The following is a 1,929-nucleotide window of genomic DNA, read 5'->3' as shown; positions in this document are numbered from 1 at the left end:
TAAGCTGGGTGTAAAAGACTATCTGCTGAAGCCAAGCAAAATCAGCGAGATCAGGGATACGGTGGGCCGTGTATTGAAACAGATAGAGGAAGAACGCGAGGAAAGGCAAACGCAGCATCAAGTGAAGCGGACGCTCGACCGGATTATGCCGCTCGTTGAAGCGGATGTGGTGACGCAGCTGCTGTTTGATCATGTTCATGAGGTTCATCTGGATGAAATGATTCATCTGCTCGGAGGCAGCGACACCAAGGAGGCTTTCGTACTGCTTGTTCAAGCGGGTGCAGGAGCAGCTACCGAGCAGCTCTATGCGGGAGTCAAGCTGAGGCTGCGGCAAATGGGCAAGGGCTGGGCAGGAGCGATGAACGGGCGCTATTTGCCGATTGTCGTTTTTATGGAGTCGCAAAAGTCATTCCGGGCGCAAGCGGCATCCATCGTCCATGAACTGCTGGCGCTGCCTCAATTGTCGGGTACATCCGATTGTATCATTGGGGTAGGCAATGCCCGTCAGTCACTTGACGACATCCGTTATTCCTACCATGAGGCGCTGCTCGCCGCGGCTGCGGGCCGTCAATGTCAGCTGCAGCAGGGCAAGGCATTCGCCCGGCACAGGTTTTATGCCGATAAAGCGGCAGAAACGGAACGAGAGGGTGTGGAATACGCCGGCAAAGGAATGGAGAAGCAGCTGATGGAATTTGTCCGGCTAGGGCAATGGACGGCTGCGGAAGCAGTAATCTACCCGTTAGCTGACCGGTATGAGGCTTCAGGCATGGATGTTCATCAGGCCGAGCAGCGGATGCTGGAAACGTTGTGGATCGTCTTCCGAGGGCTGCTGGAGCTTGGCGTGGAGACAGAGCTTCCTTATTACGGATTTCAAATTCATCGTTACTCTGAGCTGCGAACAGAAACCAAATGTCTGCTGCTTCGGATGTGCAAAGACGCTGAAGAGCAGTTGAACCGAGATCAGCCGGATGCCATTGCCGAGGTGAAGCAGTATATTATCGCCAATTCCCATCTCGATATTTCACTTGAGACGATTGCAAAGCAAGCGGGTCTCAGCCCTTTCTATATGAGCAAAATGTTCAAGGAGCAGGTCGGCATCGGCTATATCGATTTCTTAACCGATTGCCGGGTCGAGCGGGCTAAAGCACTTATGGGCGATGCTGATCGGAGTCTGAAGGAAATCGCCTATGAGGTGGGGTACCATGACCCTAACTATTTCAGCAAGGTGTTCAAAAAAATATGCGGTGCTTCTCCGACGGATTACCGGAAAGTGCTCCTCGGTAAGTAACGGATCAGGCCTATGGCAAAATAGTCCAGATCATCGCAATAGAATCCAGCAATTCTCCTGATTAACGATCGGCCTGGCATGCTAATCTTGAAATGTAAGCAGTTACATTAAGAAAAAGGGAGAGAAGAAAATGACGAAGCACATTACAAAAAGTGGGGTTATGCTGCTTGTTCTTGCTTTTATTCTCGTATTATCCGCGTGCAGCGGCGGCAACGGAGGCGGCAGCAATTCCGGCGGTAAAAAGGATTCCGGCAAAGACGGCAAAATAAAAATCGGATTCTCGCTGGATACGTTGCAGGAAGAACGCTGGCAGAAGGACCGCGACTTGTTTAAAGCAGCGGCGCAAAAGCTTGGAGCGGATGTAGAAGTCCTCGCGGCGAACAGCGATGATGCCAAGCAAATCGCTCAAGCAGAATCGTTGATTTCCCAAGGTGTAGACATTCTCGTTGTCGTTCCCCACAATGCGGAAGCAACGGCAGCTATCGTAGAGAAAGCCCATGAAGCGGGCATTAAAGTACTGGCGTACGACCGCTTGATCAAAAACTCCGACGTTGACCTCTATGTCTCCTTTGACAATGAGCGCGTTGGCGAAATGCAAGCAGAAGCTATCGTAGCCAAAGCGCCTAAAGGCAAATACGTAT

The 1,929-nt window shown here is 51.5% G+C and carries 2 protein-coding genes; both read left to right on the top strand.

Annotated elements, in window-relative coordinates; all coding sequences use genetic code 11:
- Positions 1-1,288, top strand: a 1,288-nt coding sequence (locus TX77_RS10695; protein WP_044505081.1) for a helix-turn-helix domain-containing protein, incomplete at its 5' end; no start/stop codon positions are given.
- 130 nt (positions 1,289-1,418) lie between these two features.
- Positions 1,419-1,929: substrate-binding domain-containing protein (locus TX77_RS10690; protein ID WP_154651915.1), on the top strand; the 511-nt coding region annotated here is incomplete at its 3' end.

This window comes from Megasphaera massiliensis (genome assembly GCF_000455225.1).
Taxonomy (GTDB): domain Bacteria; phylum Bacillota; class Negativicutes; order Veillonellales; family Megasphaeraceae; genus Megasphaera; species Megasphaera massiliensis.
This window is presented reverse-complemented; position numbering and strand designations above follow the sequence as displayed.